This is a genomic window from Adonisia turfae CCMR0081 (assembly GCF_011009555.1).
Lineage (GTDB): Bacteria > Cyanobacteriota > Cyanobacteriia > Phormidesmidales > Phormidesmidaceae > Leptothoe > Leptothoe turfae.
This window is the reverse complement of sequence record NZ_QXHD01000004.1, coordinates 543,875-560,610: the sequence shown is the minus strand read 5'-3', so window position 1 is coordinate 560,610 and position 16,736 is coordinate 543,875. Positions and strand designations below refer to the sequence as shown.

At 48.4% G+C, this 16,736-nt stretch carries 14 protein-coding genes and 1 pseudogene; 7 read left to right on the top strand and 8 right to left on the bottom strand.

What is annotated here, in order from left to right; genetic code table 11:
• Positions 1–192 precede the first annotated feature (192 nt).
• Positions 193–1,065 (top strand): hypothetical protein, encoded by an 873-nt coding sequence (locus tag DXZ20_RS06645; protein ID WP_163663163.1) that lies wholly within the window; start codon positions 193–195, stop codon positions 1,063–1,065.
• Positions 1,066–1,358: 293 nt separating this feature from the next.
• Here DXZ20_RS06645 and DXZ20_RS06640 read toward each other — a convergent pair whose 3' ends face one another.
• From DXZ20_RS06640 to recQ, 6 genes and pseudogenes are all read right to left on the bottom strand, one after another.
• Positions 1,359–1,940, bottom strand: coding sequence for a Uma2 family endonuclease (locus tag DXZ20_RS06640; RefSeq protein ID WP_163697174.1), 582 nt, complete (start codon positions 1,938–1,940; stop codon positions 1,359–1,361).
• A gap of 114 nt (positions 1,941–2,054) precedes the next feature.
• A pseudogene (locus tag DXZ20_RS06635) lies at positions 2,055–2,517 on the bottom strand (restriction endonuclease); the annotation flags it as partial.
• Positions 2,518–2,529: 12 nt separating this feature from the next.
• Entirely contained in the window at positions 2,530–3,669 is a 1,140-nt protein-coding gene (locus tag DXZ20_RS06630) for a THUMP domain-containing class I SAM-dependent RNA methyltransferase (RefSeq protein ID WP_250565652.1), read from the bottom strand.
• 197 nt (positions 3,670–3,866) lie between these two features.
• Complete coding sequence (locus DXZ20_RS06625) at positions 3,867–4,508, bottom strand: Uma2 family endonuclease (RefSeq protein ID WP_163697172.1); 642 nt, start codon at positions 4,506–4,508, stop codon at positions 3,867–3,869.
• A 28-nt stretch (positions 4,509–4,536) separates the two neighbouring features.
• Positions 4,537–5,181 (bottom strand): Uma2 family endonuclease, encoded by a 645-nt coding sequence (locus DXZ20_RS06620; protein ID WP_163697170.1) that lies wholly within the window; start codon positions 5,179–5,181, stop codon positions 4,537–4,539.
• A 46-nt stretch (positions 5,182–5,227) separates the two neighbouring features.
• Positions 5,228–7,438, bottom strand: a complete 2,211-nt coding sequence (gene recQ, locus DXZ20_RS06615; protein WP_163697168.1) for a DNA helicase RecQ — start codon at positions 7,436–7,438, stop codon at positions 5,228–5,230.
• A 386-nt stretch (positions 7,439–7,824) separates the two neighbouring features.
• Here recQ and DXZ20_RS06610 point away from each other — a divergent pair, with 386 nt between their 5' ends.
• The 4 genes from DXZ20_RS06610 (at position 7,825) to DXZ20_RS06595 (ending at position 10,852) form a co-directional block, all read left to right on the top strand.
• Complete coding sequence (locus DXZ20_RS06610; protein WP_163663144.1) at positions 7,825–8,157, top strand: slr0373 family blue light stress response protein; 333 nt, start codon at positions 7,825–7,827, stop codon at positions 8,155–8,157.
• Between the two features lie 102 nt (positions 8,158–8,259).
• A complete protein-coding gene (ycf46, locus tag DXZ20_RS06605; RefSeq protein WP_163663140.1) occupies positions 8,260–9,768 on the top strand; it encodes a stress-responsive protein Ycf46 in 1,509 nt (502 codons plus the stop codon).
• A gap of 158 nt (positions 9,769–9,926) precedes the next feature.
• Positions 9,927–10,277 carry a DUF1257 domain-containing protein gene (locus DXZ20_RS06600; protein WP_163663137.1) on the top strand — a complete coding sequence of 117 codons (351 nt, stop codon included), beginning with the start codon at positions 9,927–9,929 and terminating at the stop codon, positions 10,275–10,277.
• A 251-nt stretch (positions 10,278–10,528) separates the two neighbouring features.
• Positions 10,529–10,852: an ArsR/SmtB family transcription factor gene (locus tag DXZ20_RS06595; RefSeq protein WP_006514521.1), complete on the top strand. Its 324-nt coding sequence runs from the start codon at positions 10,529–10,531 to the stop codon at positions 10,850–10,852.
• A gap of 19 nt (positions 10,853–10,871) precedes the next feature.
• On the opposite strand, the gene DXZ20_RS06590 is transcribed toward DXZ20_RS06595, so the two are convergent.
• Complete coding sequence (locus tag DXZ20_RS06590) at positions 10,872–11,156, bottom strand: MSMEG_0570 family nitrogen starvation response protein (protein ID WP_163663135.1); 285 nt, start codon at positions 11,154–11,156, stop codon at positions 10,872–10,874.
• A 136-nt stretch (positions 11,157–11,292) separates the two neighbouring features.
• Here DXZ20_RS06590 and DXZ20_RS06585 point away from each other — a divergent pair, with 136 nt between their 5' ends.
• A complete protein-coding gene (locus tag DXZ20_RS06585; RefSeq protein ID WP_163697166.1) occupies positions 11,293–12,540 on the top strand; it encodes an amidohydrolase family protein in 1,248 nt (415 codons plus the stop codon).
• Here the strand turns inward: DXZ20_RS06585 and DXZ20_RS06580 are convergent.
• Positions 12,501–13,649, bottom strand: a complete 1,149-nt coding sequence (locus tag DXZ20_RS06580; protein ID WP_163697164.1) for an MSMEG_0565 family glycosyltransferase — start codon at positions 13,647–13,649, stop codon at positions 12,501–12,503. The two genes, DXZ20_RS06585 and DXZ20_RS06580, sit on opposite strands and share 40 nt — an antisense overlap.
• 384 nt (positions 13,650–14,033) lie before the next feature.
• On the opposite strand from DXZ20_RS06580, the gene DXZ20_RS06575 reads away from it, so the two are divergent.
• Positions 14,034–16,736 (top strand): LamG-like jellyroll fold domain-containing protein (locus DXZ20_RS06575; protein ID WP_348918548.1); only part of this gene is annotated, 2,703 nt, incomplete at its 3' end.

Below are 16,736 nucleotides of genomic sequence, written 5' to 3'. Positions count from 1 at the left end.
TCAGTGTACTCTTTTGTCAAATGCAAATAAGCTGTTTAACGTCTTAGAATTGTCCCCAACCCCATGCTTGACCTATGCCTATGGAACCGTGGAGAAACTACGGCCTTCTGCTGAGGGTAAACTGTGATGTGCCGAGGCCCACTACTTTGTGGATATTTTTAGTTTGACAACATCTCTAGGGAATTGGAATTGATGAAAGGGTATTTGTACGTAGCAGCGGGTGAGCGATTTGTTCGCGAAGCCATAGGTTCCGCCCGAAGTTTAAGGCATGTCGATGAAAATGCTCAGATTGCCTTGGTGACAGACCAGCCGATTGAGAGTGATGCCTTTGATCAGGTGATTGTACGGCCCACCACCACTGAAACCTACAATCATGGATTGTTGTACAAAGTTCAGCATCTCTACCATTCGTCTCCCTACACTGAAACTCTGTTTATCGATAGTGATACCTATATTTGTGAAAATATTAGCCATATATTTGATCTGTTAGATTTTTTTGATGTTGCGATCGCACAAGATCCAACAGATGTAAATCGAGCCAAATCTCCCCAATCCCTACAGCGCTTAAAAGCTTCGGATCTGTACAATACCGGAGTGATTCTTTATACAAAAAATGAGCGTAATGATCACCTATTTGGCCATTGGCTAAAAACTTACCAGACGAAGTTAAAGCAATCGACCCTGGGCAAAGAAAACGACCAAACATCCTTCATGGAGGCCTGGTTAAAATCAACCTCCAAAATCTATGTTCTTTCCCATGCTTGGAATGCGAGAACACCGTTCTTCTTTACCCTAAATCAGTCGGTCAAAATTATTCACGGCAGACATCCAAACTACGAAGCCATCAAGGCAAAGCTCAACAAACCCCACCCTTCAAGACATCGATGCTGGCTCCCTGTGCATCAAAAATGTGTGATGAAAAAATCAGGCTGGCTCTATCACGCTAAAACCTTTGGCAGTCAATGGAAACATCGATTTTTAAGGGCAATGGAGCAAGCTAACAGCTGGCGGCGTTCCCAACCCGATACATTCATAAATTTTGTATTTCATGAGCTTTGCAAATAACGAAAATCCTTAATATTTTGGCTCATAAAGGACACTATGCATCTAGGTCATCTAGGAATTCTGATGTTGGATCAACACCTGTAATGAGTAACTGATCGCGAGGCGAACGTCATCTAGCCAGTCGGTGGGGACGCCATAGGCGAGTAAGTCATCATCGGGAACTTCGCCATAAAGGAGAGGTTTTTGTTGTGGAGGTTTGTTTTCGCCTTGTTTTTCTCCTAGTTGAGAGTGTTTGCTAACTCAAAGTTCCCCTTAAAAAGGGAAGGATTAGAGACTGTCGGTGGCGGACTGCATTATTGTTCATCAAATTCCACCGCCTCATAAAGTTCCGCCAGGGCTATCTCCACGCCAACAGATTCCAACCGAAAGCTAGCCTCTAACCCTCGATACTTAGTCAATAACCATTGGTTTGCCGACTGCTTGACATAGTGATCCACCTGGTGCCGATACTGATCGATCAGCACATATTCCTCAAAACTTTCGATAGTGCGATAGGCTTCAAACTTGTCACCCCGATCATAATTTTGAGTAGATTTTGAGAGCGTCTCCGCAATCAAAATAGGGTTCATCACCGTATCCTTGCGACCAGGATGTAGTTCTAGTGGCTTGGGGACAACCATCACATCCGGATAGGTGTAGAGTTTCAGCGCCGGTATCCACAGTCGCTGATCGGTCACAAAGATACTGTAGGGCTGTTTACGCAAACTAGCCTTGAGCAAAAAAATGAACATGCCAGTAATTTCGTTATGCTCCGGTGTGCCCCCTGTCATTTCAACAATTTCCCCATCACGAAATTCACTGCGCGTATCCGCGTCGACTTCTAGGGCCAGATATTCTTCAGCCGTATAGGTTTTAGCCACAGTTGCAACGGTCATAGCTTAATTCCTCCTACATCGGTCACCTGCTTTAGCGTCGTCTTAATCAAACGCCCAAACTTAGTCTCGATCAAACGACTAAAATCCGCCTCAATTTCAAAAACTTCTGTAAACTCCGCAAATGCCCATCTTAATGGCTTGTTTAATTAACTCACAAACCTTATTCGCAATATCTTGATACATCAGCTGGGCTGTTCGGGTGTTGCCTGTCAGCTTTAAGTAACCTTTCATCCACTGCCGAGTAATTCGCTTAAGCTGACCCAACAAATGTAATTTGGGCTCCTCACCAGGGTCACGGTACTGGTGGTAAATCAGATGCTTTGTCAGATGGAATAAAACCGTAGACTCTCTGATATCGTCCAGGTGCTTTACAGTCAAGTCCGCTCCTTCACCGAATGCCTTCATTACGAGTGACTGAAGGGCCTACAATGTCAGGGATTAGCTCCAGCACTGAGTTCGGACTGAACGTAGCGGTTAGTCGAGTATCTGGCAGCTCTACCCGGTAGCCTTCCACTCGGGGAAATTGATTTTCTAGATGATCACGATCTGGTCGGACCGCTTTCACATGCACCGTTTGGTACAGCGTCTTTTAATACATTTCGTATTTCAAAAACTGACAGGGAATAGAACCGTTATAGATGGGGATTTTTCGGGCTGTTCTGAGACCAATACACTTGGTTAGTGCTTTATTGCCACTGAGAATATAGGCGGTCCAACCCTTAAAACGCTGTTTGAGAATATCCCCCATGAGTTTATAAAATGGGGCCAGATTTTCAGCTTGGCCCAGACGTTCTCCATAGGGGGGATTGCAGATCAGGATACCGCTGTCGGCAGGCGCTTCAATATCGGCAAAGTCAGTGTAGTTAAATTCAATATGCTCAGCCACACCGCTGAAATCAGCATTGGTGCGAGCATCGGTGAGAATATCCAGGTCGCGATCGCATCCCACTACGGGTACCCCCAGTTCTGTCTTCCGCCGTTTCTTTGCATCCTCCACCACCCTCTGCCAGAGCGGCTGATCATAATCAGGCCAGGTTTGAAACCCAAACCCCTGGCTTGTCTGATCACGAAACAACCCCGGCGCAATCCCCATGGCCTGTAACGTCGCCTCAATGGGCAATGTCCCCGAACCACACATGGGGTCAAGAAATGCTACATTACCAGACCATTCTGTTAACTGCACGAGAGTAGCTGCAAGAGACTCTTTTAGAGGTGCTGTACCCATGGCAGGTCGGTAGCCACGGCGATGGAGACTACTGCCAGAACTATCTAAACTAACGGTGGCTTTATTATCTTTGATGTGAACATTGATCTGCACGTCAGGAATTTCAGTATCCACATCAGAACGCTCTCCATGGCGGTCCTGCTGCTGATCGACGATGGCGTTTTTTACCTGTAGTGCCGTGAAGTGGCTATGGTTCAGACGATCGTTTTTACCGGTGGCTTTTACGGCCAAGGTTTGGGCAGGTGATAGGTACTGCTCCCAGTCGATACGTTGGATGCCGCGATAAAGGGCATCACTGTCGCGGCAGGGCACATGGGCAACGGTGACCAAAATCCGAAAGGATAATCGGGTCCATAGATTAATGCTGTAGAGACGTTTGCGATCGCACCGAAAAGCTACCCCACAAAATCCAGGCTCTACCCCTTCAGCGCCCAGTAGCTCAAGTTCTTGGGCAGCCAGCTCTTCTAGACCACGGGCTACGGTAGCAAAACAGTTGAACAACATAGCGGCACAGGCGTCTTAACGCGCCAAATAATAGGTGAAGCCTATCAATCATGCCTTAGGATCGTGGAGATTTTATATGAATTTTGCCCTTTGCTTACAATCAGGGACCTTCGTCATTTAATTATCTGGAGACAATGTCGCCATTAGCAACACACCCGACATTGCCTCGCGCATTTGCCTGGAAAATTAAGCGATCCTTAAGAAATCTGTTCCATAAACCATGTGCCGATGGCAGATTGATCTGCCCCATCAACAAGGCGCAACGCTTCCTCGATTAAACGCAAGTGCAAATCGGGCAATACTTTTGATGTATCAATACGTTTGCTGCTACCGTCTGGAGAGATACTAAACGCAATCAGCTGACTCTTCTTAACATCCCAAATCCAATACTCAGGTATGCGTAGCGCTTCATACTGAAGACGTTTTTCCCCTTTATCATCCGCCAGTGTGGTGTCAGAAATTTCAATTACTAGATCTGGCTTAGGATGTTCATCCAAATCAATAATGCGCGTACCCTTCGGAATACAATTCACATTAGCACCGATGTAATAGGAAATATCGGGCTGAAACTCATCACTGCCTGGTTTGCGATCAGAGCAGGCATCACGAGGATCCAGCGGAATACCCATGACCATGCCAACTAGTCCCAGGAGTAGCAACAAAATTGCATGCTCTCTGGCATGATCTGACCCGGTTGGCATCGTTTCAATCCTCATTTGGCCATTGTGATAGTAGGCCTTGTGATTTTGATATTCGGGCTGTTCAACTAATCGAACGAAGTCGTCCCAAGGAATTGGAGTCCAAACATCTGTAGCAACTGGCGGATGTAATAAGGACATAGGCCCTTTCCAGAACGTTAGCTATAGTTTACTGGATCCACTGTCGCAGCATCTGCACTGCCTCAATCTCATCTTCTTTTGCTAACGTGAGAAAATTGTACAAATGCTCTTTTTCCACCTGGGGGAATGTTGGGCTCTGGGGCACTTCCACGTAGACCTGTTCTTGAAGCTGATAAATTCGCCACACCCGCCCATTAAATCGCCAGAATTCTGGCACGCCCAGGCTGGCATAAAACTCATTCTTACGAATGTCCGTATGGGTAATATCCACTTCCACCACCAAGTCCGGTGGCGGATCCACAGCAAAGTCTACATTGCGGCCTTTAACCAGAGGTTGATGCTGAATATAGTAAGCATTATCTGGTTCTGCCCCCTTTTTCAACTGTGGATAATTCATCGTGGTTGAGCCCATGGTCTTAATGCGCATGCCATAGAGTTCAACCAGGGTCAAAATAAAGCGTTCAATTAAACGACCCGAAAATTCATGATCCTCCAGTGGCATAGTAATTTCGAGCAAGCCGTTGTCATAAATAAGTCGCGATCCACGTTGTTGGGGTAATACAGCCAAAATTTGCAAATAAGCATCCCATTCCACCCCCTGGAGGATAACCCTTTTTTCACCCACAATCGGTGACTGGATTTCAGCTTTGGGTTCTGGAGCCGCAACGACCATAGCAATACCTACTAAACTGCATAGCCAATATCGCAACAGGTTCTATTTAAGTCCCATGCTGGCTTTCCCATGCAGCCCTAACTAGACGAATTTCATTATAGTCAAAGGTTTCGCCAAGTTCATCACGGATAGTTCTTAAGGAATGGGAGCCTACTTTTTCAATGGCTTCAAAGATTGGCACCTGGCGTTCTGGTGATACTAGGGCGTTGAGATCAACATCTTGGCCCATTTCAATTAGCTGATTTAGATGTTCGATAATTGTGCCCAAGCGTAACCCTCGATCCAGGGCAATTTCGGATGGAGATAGCCCCTGCTGGTGGAGCTGATGGGTGATGATATAGGTGGATGTTAATTCGCTAGACGATCGGCGTGTCTCTGGTGTGGCAGGGGAGCCAGTAATGTTGTTATTGGGTGTCAGATTATGGGACTGGCAAAATTGCTGGATCTTCTGGGTAAACACCTGACCATATTGCTCAAGCTTACGTCTGCCCACACCGGAGATGGTGGCGAATGCATCGGTTGTAACGGGGCGCTGCTGGGCCATTTGTCTGAGGCTGGCATCGGCAAAGACAATGTAGGGGGGCACCGATTGTTCATCAGCTAGCCGTTTACGTAGACCGCGTAGTTGCTCCAACAACAGAGTTTCGTCAGCATTCAGCTGGACTTCGTCGGTGGCCTTAGTGGCCTTGGTAGATTCAGCTCGTTTAAAGACGTGAATATTGACCGGGATCTCTTTTTTTAATACTTGCCAGCTACCTGAGTTCAGCTTAAGAACAGAATAGCCATCGGTTGTTTCTGATACTAGTTCCTGGTGTAAAAGAGACCGACATAGCTGTCGCCAGTCATCCACACTATGGTCTTGACCGATGCCATAGGTAGAAAGCCGATCGTGCCCTAGTTCCATCAATCTCTTTTTGCGAGAACCGCGCAGCACATCGATAATGTGATTCATGCCAAATCTCTCTTGGCAGCGAGCGACACAGGAGAGAAACTTCTGGGCTTCAATGGTCCAATCTTCTAGCGGTACAGGATTCAGGCAGTTGTCACAGTTCTGGCAGTCTCCAGGAAAACTCTCACCAAAGTAGCTGAGCTGAATTTTACGGCGGCAGACCGCACTCTCAGCATAGTTAATCACATGGCGCAACTGCTGACGAGCAATCCGCTGTTCTTGCTCATCAGGCTTTTGACTAATTAGATACTCAACGGTAGCCACATCGGCGTAGCTAAAGAAAACGTTACAGTTGGCGGGATCGCCATCACGCCCGGCTCGCCCCGATTCTTGGTAGTAGCTTTCGATGGTACGTGGCAGGTCGTAGTGAATGACAAATCGCACATCGGGTTTGTTAATGCCCATGCCAAAGGCAATGGTGGCCACAATAATGCGCACATCATCTCGAATAAACTGCTCTTGATTTCCCTGGCGTTCCTTCGCACTCAGACCAGCGTGATATGGCAGGGCAGAGATCCCATCTTGCTTAAGCCGAAACGCAATTTCATTAACCCGTTTTCGGCTCAGGCAATAGATGATACCGGCCCCCGACTGCTGTTTGACCAGCTTCAATAAATGGTCATAACTCTGTTTTGTCTTTGGCGTTACCTCGTAATACAGATTTTGTCGGTTAAACCCTGAGACAAATACCTGAGGGTCGTTGAGGCGTAGCTGTTGAATAATGTCTTGCCGAACGCGCTCAGTGGCGGTGGCTGTTAATGCCATGACAGGCACTTGGGGGAACTGCTGCTTCAGCTGAAAAAGCTGGCGATACTCCGGTCGAAAATCGTGACCCCATTCTGAAACACAGTGGGCTTCATCAATGGCAAAAGCACTGAGGCCAACGGTTTGCTGTATTTGTTCCAACAGTGGCCAAAAGCTGGGATTCATCAGGCGCTCAGGGGCAAGGTACAGCAGCTTGATGTCGCCCCTGAGTAGCGCCTGCTCGCGATCGCGCACCTCGTTGAAGGTCAAACTACTGTTGAGAAAGGTAGCGGCAATGCCATTGTCCGCCAGGCTACGCACCTGATCCTGCATCAAGGCAATCAGGGGAGAGACCACAATCGTGACCCCTAAACGCAGTAGGGCCGGTAGCTGATAACACAGAGACTTACCTCCACCTGTGGGCATAATTACCAACACATCCTGATTTTTTAGGACTTGCTCAATGATGACGCGTTGGTAATGGCGAAAGTCGTCATAGCCAAAGAAGTGTTTAAGAGCAGCCTCTAAAGACGGAAACGATGCGATGGTCGGTGCGCTAGCCATAGATGCATAGAATTCATCGGCTATTTATTTTAGTCGCCGTGGGGTAAATGCCAACGGGGGATGTTGACTAAAATTAGAATTTGATACTGGTTCACGTCTGAATTCTAAAAGTCAGTGCTTTTGCCGAAGTGAGTCGATATCTAAGGGATTTCTCCCACTCCCCATTCCCCATTCCCTACCCCCTGCTCCCTACATTTCCAGCAAAATACCTTGATATCTAAGGGATTTCCCTATATTTACCCTTCATTTTTGCCATTGCTTTGTAAAGCAATGTGAACGTTTTGACGTCAAAACGGCTTGACGGCTTGACGGCATCAAATAAGGTCGGTATGTTTACTCCATGGGTAAGATGCCCCACGAATTAACTTCTATTTATTAAGGTTGATATGCAAGGTAAGCAGAAGGTCACTCTTTATATGCACGATGACCTGCACCGTCAGCTCAAGATTCGCGCTGCGGTAGATGGAGAACCCATGTCTACCTTGGCTGAGCGGGCAATTGGGTTTTATCTGAATCACTCCGATGTTGTCGAAGGGGTTCAGGGTTCTGCCCACTTGGTGTACGAATGCCCCGCTTGTACGACTTCTGTGGTGCTGAGAGATGGTGACCTGATGGCGGTTGATGCTCACGCCGACTTGCATGCAGAATCTTTGACTGAGGTGCCTGACGTTGTGCCTAGCTCGGTGCGTTCTGACGAAGGGGAGTTGGTGCCCTGTTAAGTGAAATCTGTAGCCCTTGAGTTGCGGTTTTAAGTTGTAACCGTATTTCTATTGGGTTTAGTTAGTCTGTTGGTATCGGTCGGCGTTGAGAGGATAAAAATTATGAAAGAAGAGCTCCAGGTCCTAATTAAGGCTCAGTATCCTCTGATTTACTTGCTCACGTTCGAGGAAGAAAGAGCGGAGCGGACAATTGCGGCGATTACTAAGCAGCAGCCCCAGAGGCGTATGTATACGTGGACAGTGACCCACGGTATTGTTGAATACGGTCAAACTCGGGGGTCTCAAAATGGCAACACCGTTTCTCCTGAGGCTGCCATTGATTGGGTGATCCGTCAGAAAGATCCGGGTATTTATATATTTAAGGATCTGCACCCATTTATGGACTCGCCAGCGGTGACGCGATGTTTGAGGGATGCGATCGCAAGTTTCAAAGGCACCAATAAGACAATTATGCTGATGTCTCCAGTGCAGGAGATTCCGGTAGAGCTAGAAAAAGAAGTGGTAGTCCTGGACTTTTCTATGCCCACCATGGGCGAATTAAATCAGGTACTGACTGCGGAATTGACTAAGGCCCACAGTGCCAACATTACAACTGACGTACGGGAAAAGCTGTTGAAAGCAGCCCTAGGCCTGACGGAAGATGAAGCGGAGAAAGTATTTCGTAAATCCCGAGTCGTTTCAGGAAAGCTGACTGAATCAGAGGTAGACATTGTTCTGTCTGAGAAAAAGCAGCTGATTCGTCGCAACGGTATCCTGGAATATATAGAAGAGGATGAGACCCTTGATTCGGTCGGTGGTTTAGAAGAGCTGAAGCGTTGGTTGAGGCAACGTTCCAATGCATTTACTGAGCGGGCGCGTGAGTATGGTTTGCCCCAGCCAAAAGGAATGTTGATTCTGGGTGTTCCCGGTTGTGGTAAGTCTCTAATTGCCAAGACAACGGCTCGCCTGTGGGGCCTGCCCCTGTTGCGGTTAGATATTGGCCGAGTGTATGACGGTTCCATGGTGGGTCGTTCTGAAGCCAACTTGCGCAGTGCGTTACGTACAGCTGAATCAATTTCGCCAGCAATTCTCTTTATTGATGAGATCGATAAAGCCTTTGCCGGTGGTGCCGGTTCTGCTGATTCTGACGGTGGTACCTCTAGCCGTATTTTTGGTAGCTTTCTGACCTGGATGCAAGAAAAGAATTCGCCAGTGTTTGTCATGGCAACGGCTAACCGGGTAGAACGGTTACCCAGTGAGTTCTTGCGTAAAGGTCGTTTTGACGAAATCTTCTTTGTAGATCTACCCAATGAAGAAGAACGTAAGGAAATATTTAGAATTCACCTCAGTAAGCGCCGCCGCGATATCGAACGATTTGATTTCGATCAGCTTACTAAGGTATGTGAAGGTTTTTCGGGGGCGGAGATTGAACAGGGTTTAATCTCTGCAATGTATGAAGCGTTTGCCCAAGGTCGTGAGTTTAATCAACTCGATATTATTGCCGCTATTCGGGCGACCTTACCGTTATCTAAGACCATGAATGAACAGGTAACGGCGCTTCGCGACTGGGCACGACAACGTGCTCGCCCCGCAGCTTCATCCGTCGCTGAATATCAGCGGATGGAGTTTTAACAGGCTTTTGTTAGGGGTTCCCCCTGGCAAAGGGCTAACCTTAAGGGTTAGCAGTTTTTGAAGCAATGGCTTAGCAAATAACCATCTTTAATTTGTTAATCTATTGGCTTTGCGTTTTTAGTTCTGTATCTCTCATTTTCCTACTGGAGGAAACACCAATGTCTCATTTTAGTACTCTACGCACTAAGATCACTGAAGCTGAAATTCTCACGTCTTCTCTGAAGGACCTCGGCATCTCTGTTAAGACTGATGCGGATGTTCGTGGCTACAACGGTCAGCGCGTACGTGCTGACATCGTAGCTGTTCTAGAAGGTGAGTATGATCTAGGCTGGTCCCGCAATACTGACGGCTCCTTTGATCTAATTGCTGACCTTTGGGGTGTTGCTAAGAAGCATAATCAAACTGAGCTAATCAACTCCATTAACCAGAAGTATGCCGTTAACCGCACTTTAGCTGAGGTTAAGCGCCCTGGGTTGCAGAATGCGAACGTGAAGCTAGTACTTCAGTAGCAAGACTACTACTACTGCTGCTTCCTATACGCGTTCCCGCGCAGTGTTAAGCTGGCTCATTGAGAGCCAGCTTTTTTGTTGGTGTGGTAATGAGTGAAAAAATAATGAGAATTATTAGAGAATAAAATACTGTGAGATATCAGCTAATGAGAAGTCTCTCATGCTTATCAATTTGATGGCAAAATTCAATAGTTTTAAGTTCTTGCTTTCTCTCTTAAGCGCTATGATTTCAAATAGATATACAAAGGATCATGAAGACGACTGCCGCGACTATTTCTAATGACGTTCTGCCACTTTTTCAAGCATTTTCAGAACCCTACCGTTTACAAGTAATTGAGTTATTGCGCGAACGCGAACTATGTGCCTGCGATATCGCGAATCATTTAGGTATTAGCGCCTCTAAGCTCTCGTTTCACCTCAAAACGCTGCGCGAAGCCGGACTAATCCAGGGTCGGCAGGAAGGACGTTGGATTTACTATCGATTAAACTTACCCCAGTTTGTGGTACTGGAGCAGTATGTATCAGAGTTTCGACGCTTAAGTCCAATTCTTCCTGCACGCAATTGTCCAAGTTAAACCATGGTTGAATAAATCATTATTGAAACTTGAGAACGGTGACTTTACTGTCAGGCTGTTCTAAGTACCGCTGAGCAGTGTCTTCAATTTTTTGTAACTGTCCCATGGCTAGGCCACAGGGGAAACCATATTTAGCCTTAACTCGATCGCTAGCAGTCTGAAGAGAGTCTCGAGAGCGCTGTAGAAATTCAGTGATGGTATAAGATTCACCTACTTGAAAGTATTCTTGTACTACCAGTGAAGGAGAATAACAGCTTTCCTGCTGACCGTCTGGCCACTGGATATGAAATCGGATCTCAGGCATGATGCTTATAACAGATGGGGGAGTAGAGTATAGAACTGCCTAAATTGGCATATATATTCATATAACCACGATAACGGAAACTGTTTTCTATCATCTGTAACAGACATTTGAGTTGTGCTCAGGCAGGGGATAGCAGATGGTCATAACGCTAAAAATCGTCGATGCCACATTGCCGGGACGAGAGGGGCGCTGGTCAATCGCCATGCAAGGGTGTGTCATAACTGAGGTTGCACCTCAGATCGAGGCCTCTGCCCAGCTCACCTTAAAGGCTAAGGGTAGGTTAGTAATCCCAGGTTTGGTGGATGGCCATTTACATTTGGATAAGGCTCTGTTGCTGACTCAACGCCCTGCCCAAACTGGCACATTTCAAGAAGCGTTGGCAGAAACGGGGAATCTTAAACAGCGTTTCACCATTGAGGATATCCAATCGCGGGCTCGCGATGTGATCAAACGCGAGATTAACTTTGGCACAACCCTCATGCGCAGTCATGTAGAGGTTGATCCAATACTACAGCTAACGGCGATGGAAGCATTACTCCCGTTGAAGCATGAGTATGCCTGGGGATTGACGCTGCAGCTGGCTGTATTTGCCCAGGAGGGCATTACCCATCAGCCGGGCACAGTGGATTTATTGCGACAGGCCATGACCATGGGGGGGGACGTGATTGGTTCGGCCCCTTATGTTGATCCAGATCCAGAGCAAAATATTCGCATCATTTTTGATCTGGCCCAGGAGTTTGACTGTGATGTTGATTTTCACCTGGACTTTTTGGATGATGACTCGCCGTTGTTGTTGCCTACAGTTGTTGAAGAAACCCTAAGGCGTGGTTGGCAAGGTCGGGTGTGTTTAGGGCATATGACAAAGCTAGCCGGACTCACACCCGAGATTTTGCGAGAAATGGCTGCGATGTTACGAGATGCGGGTATCTCGGTTTTGGCCCTGCCTGCCACTGATCTTTATATGATGGGGCGAAAAGATAGTCATAATGTGCGGCGTGGCGTGGCCCCTATTGATCAGCTGATGAATGATGGGGTGACCGTCGGGATCGCCACTAACAATATCCAAAATCTGTTTACTCCCTTTGGGGATGGGGATGTGTTAAAGATTTGCACCCTGCTTGCCCAAACGTTGCAACTGGGCACGGCTGAGAGTCATATCCAATGTTTAGAGATGGCGACGACCTCTGCGGCTAAGGCCATTGGTGTTAGCAACCACGGTATTGCTCCTGGGAATATGGCAGACCTGATATTAATCGGTGCAAATTCCGCTTCTGAGGTCATTGGCACTGCCCCCATAGAACGTCGTGTGATTAAACGCGGGAAGATTGTTGCTGAGACCCATACTCAGCGTATATTGTTAAGCCCTGAGACCAACTCGTTGTAAAGTTCCAGATGCATTTTAGCGGACTGTTGCCAGCTGTAATGGCTGATAATAGGCTGGCTGTGGTGGATGAGTGGTTGGGCAATAGTAGGGTTAAGAAGATTAAGCATGGCTGTTGCGATCGCACCCACCTCTTCGGGCGCTACTAGCCTGGCCTCCTGGGGTGACAAAAACTCAGTAAACGGCGCTTGATTAGAGGTGAGTACCGGCAATCCAGATGCGATCGCCTCTAGCACCACTAGGCCCCAGCCTTCCTGCACAGAGGGAAATACAAAAACATTGGCTAAACGATAGAGCGTTGGTAAGTCCTTGTCAGGCACTACTCCGGGCAGCACCAGGCCATCGGCCAGGTCATAGGCCTCCACCAGAGCCATAAACGCCTGTCGGTAGGCCTGATAGTCAAACAGCGTTGCCCCCCCAGCAATAACCAGCTGTGCCTGGGGTTGCACCTGCCTCACCTGATGGAATGCTTTAAGTAAATTGATTGAGTTTTTGCGAGGTTCAATGCCCCCCACCGTCAGGTATACGGGGCCACTGCGGATGCCATAGCTATTGGCTAAGGCCGTTTCAGACCCATCAGGATTCGCCGAGAACCGCCTACTCACACCGTTAATCACTCGATGGGCCTGGATATTGTAGTCTTCTGCAAGCACCTGCTGCCACACATCGCTGACGCACAGACAGCGGGCGGGCTGATGGATGGATTTCTCCTGACAATTTTGTAAGTAGGGACTTTGGAAGTCTTCGATGTGGTGAACGGTGCGTACAAAATGGGGAATACGAGCCTGTTGTTGAAGGATGGCTAGGGCATTGGCGCTGAGACAGTCTTGGGCATGGTAGATGTCATATTGCTGGGGATGGCTTTGGAAAAACGTTACGAACTCACCAATGCGTTGTTGGATCAGCTGATCGATACCAGCATCACAGGGGGCAGCCGGTACAGAGCAGGTTGGGAATGCGGTTGGCCGGTGAAACCCTTGTCCATCTTTGTCCAGGGCAAAAACGCAGGGATGGTGACCGAGTTCAGCCAATGCCTGAGCCAGCTCTAAGGTGTGAATGACGCTGCCACGGGGCTTGGTGGAGTAGGTGAGGAGTGCAATGCGGAGAGCCATAGTTTTTGTTCACCCGATGATGTTAGGACCGGCCATTAGACACGGTTAGGTATCTTTAGATATTTCTTTACATTTTTTACCATGTTATTTGAACTCAGCGTTGCAAGAGACTGTTGGACGTTATTCGTTTGCGCTTAAAACTTTTACTAGGGCAGGGTTTTAGAAAACTCTCATTCTCTTCTCAGGATTTTCTTAGCTAAGGCCCAAAGCTTGTTTTAGGGAATCTTCATCTGGCGCTCTGTAGCCTGCATAGACTCCCATAACCAACGCTTCAATGCTGCTAAAGAATCACGTTCGGGTCGGTTACTGCTGGTGGCTTGACTGAGCTGGCTCAATGTCTAAGCTTATTCCGAATTCATAAATTCTATTCTCTCTTTTCTCACTATGTTAGATACCTTTATCAGAACCTATAACGCCAACCGCACCTACCTTCACACTACGATGTTGCGGCACGAGGGTACCGTGATTGCTTTTGCAATGGATGCGGAGCGTCGTATCTATTACTCAGTCCTAGATTTAGAGAATTCCGAGATTGATAGCACCTTAGATGTGGAGTTCTGGTCAGAAAACCCAGTGGAGCTGAGATTCCCCACTGAAATTTCTAAAGTTGGGTTTGGGATCGCGGATCAGTATGCGCTACCCACGGTTCAACAGGGGAATCGGACGCCAGTGCCCCCTGAGGTGCGAGTGCCCCCTGAGGAAGTCGATACATTTTTATCATCAACGGCTCGTTTAACGGCAGAGGCTCCATTTCAGGTGCTTTCAGATGGGCGTCATGTTTACGTATTTAGACAGGCCGTGGCCGCCAAGCATCCTGATAGTGTTAATCGTCTGGATCAAGAGGGGAATCTGGTCACGGATTTAGAGGGCGAACCAGTTCCCATTGTTGATAACACTCTGTTGTTAGATCGATTTGTGCTAGCTGGCAATCAACTCCAGCCCCGGAGAGAGGTACGGTTTCGCCGCAGCCGCAGCCGCACCCGACCCCAGAGTAATAAAGACACTCTAGGGGCAGTGGATATGGAAGAACGGCCCTTTATAGAACCCACCCAGGAACTGACCTTTGTTCGGCATCTGCAGGAAGGGCGCTTCTCGGTATTGTTGTTGCCGACCCAGGTGGTGCGTGTGGAGCGGTGGCAGATTTTTGCCTATAACGGTCGCACTGGGCAAATCGATGCTTATAATGTGGAGCGCTCCGCAGAAGGGTTGTTTAACACCCGTGGTACCCAGGCAGGCACCGATTCAGGCTTTGCGGAGTCGGCGCTGCGGTTTGACCAAAATAGCGATCGCATCTCCCTGCCCGCCAGCATTATCCAAACCCCCACCTTCACCCAAGAAGCCTGGATCTTTCCCCAAGAAACGGTTTCGGCCCCTGATAATCAGCTGGGTCAGGCTCTACTCAGCGGCAGTGAGCCCGATGCTGTCAACGCGCCGCCCTCCGTATGGATTCAGGGCAATACCCGCGTCCGTGTGGGTTTTGGTGACGGGCAAGCATTTCACACTGTCGTTACCGGCGGTATTTTGATTCCCCAACGCTGGAATCATCTAGCCGTCTCCTTTGATGGTGTGGTCTATCGGGTGTATGTCAACGGGCAGCTGCGGTTCCGCACCACTGCCGATACCTTTAGCGGCGCTAATCCAAGTGCCACACCCCTCAGCTTTATTGGTTCTCCCACGGCTGCCTTCCACGGTCTCATTGATGAGGTGCGTCTGTGGAATCGAGCCCGCACAATTATTGAAATTGAGCGAGACATGCACCAGCGGCTCACAGGGCAAGAGTCTGATTTGCTGCACTATTGGCGCTTGGATGAGGGCTCAGGCGATCGGGTCTATGACCAAACTGGCAATGCCCAGCCTGGCAGCATCAGCGGTCCTGACTGGGTGATTTCTACGGCCCCCATCGGCAACAACTCCAGCATTAATCGCAGCAGCTTCCAGCTAGAAGAACGGCGGGTTGTTACGACCGATAATGGCCCAGAAGAACACTTTATTCGGCGTACGGTGCAGTCGGGTCTATCAGCCCTGCTTTACTACTATCAGGAGAATGCGGCCACTGGCTATGACCAGGAAGAGAAACCTCTCCAGCAGAGTGCCCGAGTAATGATGGCTGTGGCTACCCAGGGAGATGACCCAACTCGTAATGAGATTGCCACCCTGGACTTTGGTATCTCTGCCAGCGGGATGCTTAGCCAGATACCCGACAATCTGCGCTTGCCCGTAATCAATGCCACCGAAGAGGGCGAGCTATCTGTTAATGAACAGCTGGATCTAATTAGCGATCGCGAACAGCGAATCATCGGTCTGCAGGAGGAGATTACCAATCTGGGAGACTCCATTGATGAACTCAATCAAGCGGCTAATAGCATTCAGCGCGTAGTTAGCCCCCAGAATCGAAGTACTTTCCCGATTCCAGCAGGGAATGAGAACCTGGACCAGGCGCGACTACAGGATTTGATCGCTGATTTACACAGCCCCCACGGCAACCTGACACTGCTAGAGGCGTTTGAGCAGCTGATTAGCGATCGCAACACCCTCAGCGACTTACAGCAAACCCAATCAGTTCTGATCAACAATCGCAACTCCGCCCGCATCACCGTATATCAACACAGCGGGTTTCGGGGCAGACGGGCCAGCTTTGGCCTGGGTGACGTTGGCTACAATGACCTAAATTCCAGGGGGTTGCATGACGAAATTACCGCCATTAGCCTACCGTCTGCCCTACCGGGAGAACCATCACCGCTTCAGGTAATTGTTTATGAGCATGTTAATCGGGGTGGCCGCTCTCGATTGATTGCCAGCAGTGTCTCCAATGTTGGTAGAGATTGGAACGACCGGATTTCTAACATACTGGTGCAGACCAGCTCTGCTTTTACAATTCGACTCCAGGAAATTGAGCAGCAGATTAGTGAATTGCAGGATGCGATCGCAAATCTCGAATTTGATCTCAACAACATCCGTCAGGCTTTACTGGGCACCCGCAACCAGCGCCAGCAGCGTCGTAACGCAGCACAGCAGGAGCTGGCCAGTCTCCAACAAGAACAAAACAGCATTCGCGATCTGCTAGATAACGGTGTTTCTGTACCAATG

Coding starts and splice junctions, on each gene's coding strand:
- DXZ20_RS06645 (WP_163663163.1), top strand. CDS start 193: ATGAAAGGGTATTTGTACGTAGCAGCGGGTGAGCGATTTGTTCGCGAA.
- DXZ20_RS06640 (WP_163697174.1), bottom strand. CDS start 1,940: ATGACCGTTGCAACTGTGGCTAAAACCTATACGGCTGAAGAATATCTG.
- DXZ20_RS06630 (WP_250565652.1), bottom strand. CDS start 3,669: ATGTTGTTCAACTGTTTTGCTACCGTAGCCCGTGGTCTAGAAGAGCTG.
- DXZ20_RS06625 (WP_163697172.1), bottom strand. CDS start 4,508: ATGTCCTTATTACATCCGCCAGTTGCTACAGATGTTTGGACTCCAATT.
- DXZ20_RS06620 (WP_163697170.1), bottom strand. CDS start 5,181: ATGGTCGTTGCGGCTCCAGAACCCAAAGCTGAAATCCAGTCACCGATT.
- recQ (WP_163697168.1), bottom strand. CDS start 7,438: ATGGCTAGCGCACCGACCATCGCATCGTTTCCGTCTTTAGAGGCTGCT.
- DXZ20_RS06610 (WP_163663144.1), top strand. CDS start 7,825: ATGCAAGGTAAGCAGAAGGTCACTCTTTATATGCACGATGACCTGCAC.
- ycf46 (WP_163663140.1), top strand. CDS start 8,260: ATGAAAGAAGAGCTCCAGGTCCTAATTAAGGCTCAGTATCCTCTGATT.
- DXZ20_RS06600 (WP_163663137.1), top strand. CDS start 9,927: ATGTCTCATTTTAGTACTCTACGCACTAAGATCACTGAAGCTGAAATT.
- DXZ20_RS06595 (WP_006514521.1), top strand. CDS start 10,529: ATGAAGACGACTGCCGCGACTATTTCTAATGACGTTCTGCCACTTTTT.
- DXZ20_RS06590 (WP_163663135.1), bottom strand. CDS start 11,156: ATGCCTGAGATCCGATTTCATATCCAGTGGCCAGACGGTCAGCAGGAA.
- DXZ20_RS06585 (WP_163697166.1), top strand. CDS start 11,293: ATGGTCATAACGCTAAAAATCGTCGATGCCACATTGCCGGGACGAGAG.
- DXZ20_RS06580 (WP_163697164.1), bottom strand. CDS start 13,649: ATGGCTCTCCGCATTGCACTCCTCACCTACTCCACCAAGCCCCGTGGC.